This window comes from Colwellia sp. SU-HH01172 (assembly GCF_057553355.1).
Genome location: NZ_BAAJMB010000012.1, coordinates 1 through 6,397, shown reverse-complemented (window position 1 = coordinate 6,397; position 6,397 = coordinate 1). Strand labels below are relative to the sequence as shown.

Below are 6,397 nucleotides of genomic sequence, written 5' to 3'. Positions count from 1 at the left end.
TGTTTTTCTCAAGGTACGGTGATTTGAAAAAGGTTTTAGTATTAATCTCGTTCGTTTGTTTATTTCTACTTTACCAATATGGGAGAAGTATATGGTATCCGGTAGTGATTAAATTTACGGGTAAACAAACTGTAGCTGAGGTTATAGAAAAATTAGAGGTAGAAGTTAAACAAGAATTAACTCCTTTATTTCTTTCTAAAGGTATAAATTTTCCTCCCAAGAACCTTTCTTTAATCGCGTTTAAAGATTCAAAAGAGTTAGAAGTTTGGGCCTCAAACGCAGACAAGATTTTCAAATTAATTACTAGTTACAATGTTAAAGCAGCAAGTGGTATTTTAGGCCCCAAATTGATTGAAGGTGACAAACAAGTACCAGAAGGTCTCTATAAAATTGAAGGCTTCAACCCAAATAGTTCTTACCACTTATCTATGAAATTAAATTACCCAAATGCTTTCGATTTACAACATGCCAAAAATGAAGGTAGAGCTTCTCCTGGTACTAATATCTTTATTCATGGTCGCTCTGCGTCTATAGGTTGTTTAGCCATGGGCGATCCTGTAATCGAGAACTTATTTTATCTAGTGCATGCTACAGGTTTATCAAATACCCAAGTAATTATCTCTCCTACTAATCCATCCATAAATGAGCTTAGTATTCCAAATGGTTCGCCAGTATGGGTTGGAGATCTATACAAAGATATTGTAAATGAATACAGTATGGTTACTAAAAACATAACAAGGCATTAAAGCAGGACTAAAAACAGTTTGCTCGGTTCCGCTTCGCTTCACATTTTAGCAAACAATTTTTAGCCTCTTAATGAGGCGTTATATTGCATGAAAAATCTGGCTATTGCTTTTACATTAGTGACATTCTCAACCAATTCATTTGCATGTTTTGGTGGACCCGATCAGGATTTAATAATCTTAGGTATAAGGTTGCTTGCTTTAAATGTTTTCCTTATTCTTTTATCGTTAGCATTAAGGTCTATTGCAGATTTCCGAGGTCTCTTTAAAATAGTGACAATTATTTGTGTCGCACTAATATTGCCTACTTTTATGTATTTCAGTACTCATGGTTCTGGCGATTGTGGCGAGGGAGATGTTGTAGCATTTAAAGTGGCATCTATTATCTTATGCATAGTTGCCACTTACGAGTTATATAACTTAATAAAAGTTAGGCGTAAACTGCAATATAACAAGCCATTAAACAGGGACAAATAACAGTTGGTTTTTGCTCCTGCGTCGCTTATTTTAACCAACTATTATTTGCCCATTAATGGGGCGTTAGGTGTTTCGAGAGTCTGTATGTCTTTTCTGAGTAAATTATTCCGTTGGGAACGAGGCAGGCAGAAATCGGGTTACGATAAGATGCTACTTTGCGGAGCAATGTGGCCTATAAAATTTGATACTTATTTGCTTAAATTCCCTGAAGGAAGTGAAATATCTCCGCATACGGATAAAGTTGTATCAGGTAAACATTATCGCTTAAATATCGTATTAAAAAACGCAGATAAAGGCGGTGAGTTTATTTGTTCTAATCCGATTTATGAAACAAAACGAATTAAACTTTTTCGTCCTGATGTAAGCGAGCATCAAGTTTCAAAAATTGTAAAAGGTAACAGATATTTACTTAGTATTGGTTGGGTAAAAAACACCTAACAAGAAAATCAACAAGGACAAAAAACAGTTGGCTTTTTGTTCACTACGTTCACTTATTTTAGCCAACAATTTTTTGCCTGTTATTTAGGCGTTATACGTATGAATCGAGAATTGGCGATAGCCGCAATATTTTTAATTATGCTAACTGGTTGTGTTTCTTCACGAACAGCTTTGGATGTTGGATATTCCAATTTAGTCAAAGTCGGTGACGATATATTGGAGGTAGCTTGGGTTCCTAAAGGTGAAACTGACTATTCTAATGCTCTTAACTCCGATCAGTCTAAGGAGATTTTAGATTCCTGCAACAACGAAATTATGAATGATAATGAATATATAACAGTTTCTAAGGCAGAGAACTTACTGCGAAACTGTATAAGTGATAAAGGCTATGACTTATTGCAGCGCATAAGTGTTGTCTCTAGGTATTAAAATACGTATAACAAGTCGTTAAAGCAGGACAAATAACAGTTGGCTTTTGCTCCTGCGTCGCTTATTTTAGCCAACATATTATTTGCCTCTTAACGAGGCGTTATATGTTTCACTAGCTAGGAGCACTAAAAGTGAGAAGAGTAGTTGAATTTGGAAAAAGAAAATTTTGGGGATTTGGAAATGTAGATTTGGACGCCCTGAATTTGCAAATACATGAAATTGGCAAGGATGGCTGGGAAGTTGTTTCAATTACTCCAAATACTTGGTTTACGGGGTTTGTTGTTTCTTATACGTTACTTATTGAGTGTCAAATGCCAGGTAGTGCCAAAAACATATAACAAGAAATTCAACAAGGACAAAAAACAGTTGGCTTTTTGTTCACTACGTTCACTTATTATAGCCAACCATTTTTTGCCTGTTAATTGGGCGTTAGGTGTTCATTAGAATTATGCGTTTGTGGAAAGTATATTTTTGGTTTTGCGTATTTCAATTAATCATGAATTTTCGATCTGGTTACCTATCGGATATTGCAATCTTTGATGTAATCAATTGGGTTGTTTTAACTATGGGCTTAATTGGACTGCAAGGTTACATATATAAAATTAAGTATTTTACTGATCAATTTTGGAGGCTGTTTTTTCCTGCCTTTTTCATTTGGTCAATAGCATACTTACTCTGGTTGTGGTCGGTTATATCACCAGATAGCCAAACTGTAATAGTCGCTGCAATTTATGGTTTAATATTTATCCTATCTATTCCGCAACTGATTGCTTTATATAGGTATGGTGTAAAAAACACCTAACAAGTCATTCCAGCAGGACAAATAAAAGTTGGCTTTTGCTCCTGCGTCGCTATTTTAGCCAACCATTATTTGCCTCTGAATGAGGCGTTATGTGCCTATGGAAGCAGTATGAAGCTCATCGCCAAAATTGTTATTTCTATTCTTGTGGTAATAGCCGTAGTCTATTATGGCAGCGCATTTGTCATGCCTAGTGTTACTGTCGTAAATAAATCAGGTGATGTCGTTGAGCAAGTTGAGGTAGCTTTACCAAACTCCAACTTGAACTTTGGCGCGTTAACGGATGGTGAAGAGAACACACTGCATTATTCTCTAGAACAAAGCGATGGTGTTTATAACTACCAGTTTAAAAGTAAAAGTTCAGTTGTGTTTCGTGGTAGTTGTGGTTACGTTACTAATAATGAAATTCACAAGAGAGTTGTGATTACTGTTAATAAAAGTAACGATGTGGTGTGCAGTTAGGCACATAACAAGAATTTAAAGCGGGACTGCTAACAGTTTGCTCGGTTTCGCTTCGCTACACATTTTAGCAAACTATTATCAGCCCCTTAAATGGGCGTTAGCAGTCTTTCATATATTGGAGTCACATGATTAGTTCTCAAGACATTTCTGAAATTGTAGAAAGTGGCCGTGTAATTTTAGAGAAAATGCCCCCTATACATGGAGGGTGTTTGTATATCAGCGCATTGTTGGTAGCCATGATTAATGACAACACTGAATTAGATGCAAAGTTAGTAACTGGAAGTATGGCTGTCGAAGGTAAAACTATATTTAGTCATTCTGATATAGCCGGGGCATTTTCTACTGGCAATGATGTTTTATCTAGCTGGGATGGGCATGCTTGGGTTTCTATTTCAGGCATTATTTTCGATTTCTCAATATTTAGAACTATTTACTCTAACCAAACACCCCAAAAAATATCTGATATATTTTTAAACTTATTTGGTGATATATCTTATTTAGTAGGTCAATCGAACAAACTTAGTGAAATGGGCGTTGTTTATAAGCAATGTGAAGAGTTAACCGATTCAAATGTTACAGCCTTAATACAAAGTGCTGATCGGCTGGGTTTAATAAACTGCTAACAAGACACTAAAGTAGGACGCAAAAAGCATGGCTTGCGTTCGTACCTCACTTATTATAGCCATGCATTTTTCGCCTCTTAGTGGGGCGTTATATGCTCAGGTCAGACTATGCGTGAACAAATGGATAAAGCCCTCAAAGAAATTGTTGTGCCTTACTTAAGAGAGCTGGGGTTTAAGGGGAGTTTCCCTCACTTCTATAGAGATAATTTTGAACACGCTGATTTGATTACTTTTCAGTTTCATTCTGGTGGTGGTTCATTCGTTGTAGAAATATCTAATACGGGTATTAACAATGAAAATATTACAAAATTCGCTCGCGAGTATCCCCTGAAAAAAATTCATGTTTCTCATTCTGGCAACCGATTAAGGTTAGGTAGCCAACCTCTCAAAGGTAAAAATGACTTTTGGTATTGTTATTCAAAAAAAAGGTTTTGGGGTATTTTTAATCAACCTAACTATTTAGCTAAATTGGTTTTAAAGCAATTAAAAAAACAGGCAGAGCCGTGGTGGAAAGAATTCGCATATAACAAGCCGCTCAAAACGGACAAATAAAATTTGGCTTTTGCTCGTACCTCGCTCATTTTAGCCAAGCATTATCAGCCCCTTATTGGGGCGTTATGTGTTTTAAATGGAGTTTGAGTATCTATGAAGTATGATGATGCATCATGGCATTACGGTGGTGATTATCCAAAAGGGTTATCCGAACAAAATGCTCATACCCATACGGGTATTTTTTTAGCTTGGGCATTAACTCACGGACTAGCCGGTGATTTACATAAAGTTGAATGGCCAGAAGAGATAGAAGCGGTTAAGAGCAAACTTAAAACAGGCGGTCAATTCCTCTCTGATAATTGCGATGGTAAATTTACTGATGAAGATCTCAATGAACTTGGTAATAAGTTTGCTTCAGAGTTTTACGAGAATGAGTACTTCACCATATACATTGAGACTTCTGACCCCTATGATAATTACGAGACTATTTATCATGTCCCTGACACATGGGAGACATACGAAAAAGTAGCCCCGATCATAACTAAACACTTTGAAGCTTGGGTGCAATCAAACACATAACAAGTCACTCAAAAGGACAAATAACAGTTGGTTTTTGCTCCTTCGTCGCTTATTTTAACCAACTATTATTTGCCTCTTAGTGAGGCGTTATATGTTGCGAGAGTTATGAGTACGTGGCGAAGGAAAGCATTAGAATTCTTACCTCAATTTCGAGTTGAAATTGAAGGTGCTGATACTGTTGGTTATCTTTGGGTAGAAATATCTAGTAGCTTCTATCATGCAGTAGAAAGTGGAGATCAAAACTTCATTGATGGTACTTTAAAATATTTGATTTGGTCTCTTAGCGATAATTCTGGAGAGGAAGCAAAACAAGCGGTTAGTTGTGGCTTTCTTGAAGACATAACTTCAAATAGAAAACACTGGCAGTATTTTTCTAGTTGGTTTACAAAAGCACAGTTCGAGCAATATAAAGGTTCATTTATGTATGCTCTCTCAGATAAAGAGTTAAAAGAACTTACCGATGTGTTTTATGCTCGGTAAATCAACATATAACAAGCTAATAAATAAGGACAAAAAACAGTTTGCTGTTTTCGTCCCTCAACATTTTAGCAAACAATTTTTTGCCCATTATTAGGGCGTTAGGTAGCTTTCAATATGGCTGAGTTTGCAAACTGGTTTATCCCCATCATGGGATTTATAGTTTCAGCTTTTGTAGCTTACAAATTTAAACTTTGGGGCTTAGTAGCTGGAACGGTTTTATATGAGTTAAGCGTTGTACTACGGCTAGAAGCTTTAATGTATTTTGATTCAAGTTATTCAGCGGGTGTGTCTGGTGCAGCATCAATTATCGTTGGGTTGTTTATAGGTTTTGTATGGAGTTTAATATTTTACTTTATTAACTTATTTAAGCGTCGTAAGTATAATAAACAAAGTCTAGGTTAATCAGCAACCTAACAAGGCAATAAAGTCGGACACGTAAAGCTTGCTCGGTTCCACTTCGTTTCACATTTTAGCAAGCATTACTTAGCCGCTTATTGTGGCGTTATGTGTTTCTTTAGAATGGAGTAAAATGTCAACACAGGGTAATCAAAATCATATACGGAAATTATTCAGAGTTCTCACAGGAGCACTGTGTTTATTTGGAATATACGGTTTATATCTATTAATTATTACTCAATACTATGCAATTTTGAGGTTAGGCTTTAATTTTAATGTTCAACTGTCAGGGCTGATTGGCTTCATTCCACTTGCTATCTGGGTATATGTTTTTGCTTATATTACAATCTATAGAAAATTACCGGGTAAACGCAAACCAGAACGGCAGTAAAAACACATAACAAGCTAATTAATAAGGACAAAAACAGTTGGCTGTTTTCGTTCCTCAACATTTTAGCCAACAATTTTTGCCCATTATT

General features: G+C 36.0%; 11 protein-coding genes. All 11 read left to right on the top strand.

Annotated elements, in window-relative coordinates; translation table 11 throughout:
- On the top strand, window positions 1-746 hold a 746-nt coding region (locus tag AC27JP_RS20225; protein WP_487117749.1), incomplete at its 5' end, for a L,D-transpeptidase family protein.
- 87 nt (window positions 747-833) lie between these two features.
- Complete coding sequence (locus tag AC27JP_RS20220; RefSeq protein WP_487117748.1) at window positions 834-1,220, top strand: hypothetical protein; 387 nt, start codon at window positions 834-836, stop codon at window positions 1,218-1,220.
- Between the two features lie 84 nt (window positions 1,221-1,304).
- On the top strand, window positions 1,305-1,658 hold the full coding sequence (locus AC27JP_RS20215) for a 2OG-Fe(II) oxygenase (protein WP_487117747.1): 354 nt from the start codon (window positions 1,305-1,307) through the stop codon (window positions 1,656-1,658).
- 99 nt (window positions 1,659-1,757) lie between these two features.
- A complete protein-coding gene (locus tag AC27JP_RS20210) occupies window positions 1,758-2,087 on the top strand; it encodes a hypothetical protein (RefSeq protein ID WP_487117746.1) in 330 nt (109 codons plus the stop codon).
- A gap of 131 nt (window positions 2,088-2,218) precedes the next feature.
- Window positions 2,219-2,425 carry a DUF4177 domain-containing protein gene (locus AC27JP_RS20205; RefSeq protein ID WP_487117745.1) on the top strand — a complete coding sequence of 69 codons (207 nt, stop codon included), beginning with the start codon at window positions 2,219-2,221 and terminating at the stop codon, window positions 2,423-2,425.
- 572 nt (window positions 2,426-2,997) lie between these two features.
- A complete protein-coding gene (locus AC27JP_RS20200; RefSeq protein WP_487117744.1) occupies window positions 2,998-3,348 on the top strand; it encodes a hypothetical protein in 351 nt (116 codons plus the stop codon).
- Window positions 3,349-3,473: 125 nt separating this feature from the next.
- Window positions 3,474-3,971: a hypothetical protein gene (locus AC27JP_RS20195; RefSeq protein ID WP_487117743.1), complete on the top strand. Its 498-nt coding sequence runs from the start codon at window positions 3,474-3,476 to the stop codon at window positions 3,969-3,971.
- A gap of 108 nt (window positions 3,972-4,079) precedes the next feature.
- Window positions 4,080-4,523 (top strand): DUF4304 domain-containing protein, encoded by a 444-nt coding sequence (locus AC27JP_RS20190; RefSeq protein ID WP_487117742.1) that lies wholly within the window; start codon window positions 4,080-4,082, stop codon window positions 4,521-4,523.
- Window positions 4,524-4,616: 93 nt separating this feature from the next.
- Window positions 4,617-5,042, top strand: a complete 426-nt coding sequence (locus AC27JP_RS20185; RefSeq protein ID WP_487117741.1) for a DUF7832 domain-containing protein — start codon at window positions 4,617-4,619, stop codon at window positions 5,040-5,042.
- Window positions 5,043-5,147: 105 nt separating this feature from the next.
- Window positions 5,148-5,522: a hypothetical protein gene (locus AC27JP_RS20180; protein WP_487117740.1), complete on the top strand. Its 375-nt coding sequence runs from the start codon at window positions 5,148-5,150 to the stop codon at window positions 5,520-5,522.
- Between the two features lie 114 nt (window positions 5,523-5,636).
- Entirely contained in the window at window positions 5,637-5,924 is a 288-nt protein-coding gene (locus AC27JP_RS20175; RefSeq protein WP_487117739.1) for a hypothetical protein, read from the top strand.
- Window positions 5,925-6,397: the final 473 nt, after the last annotated feature.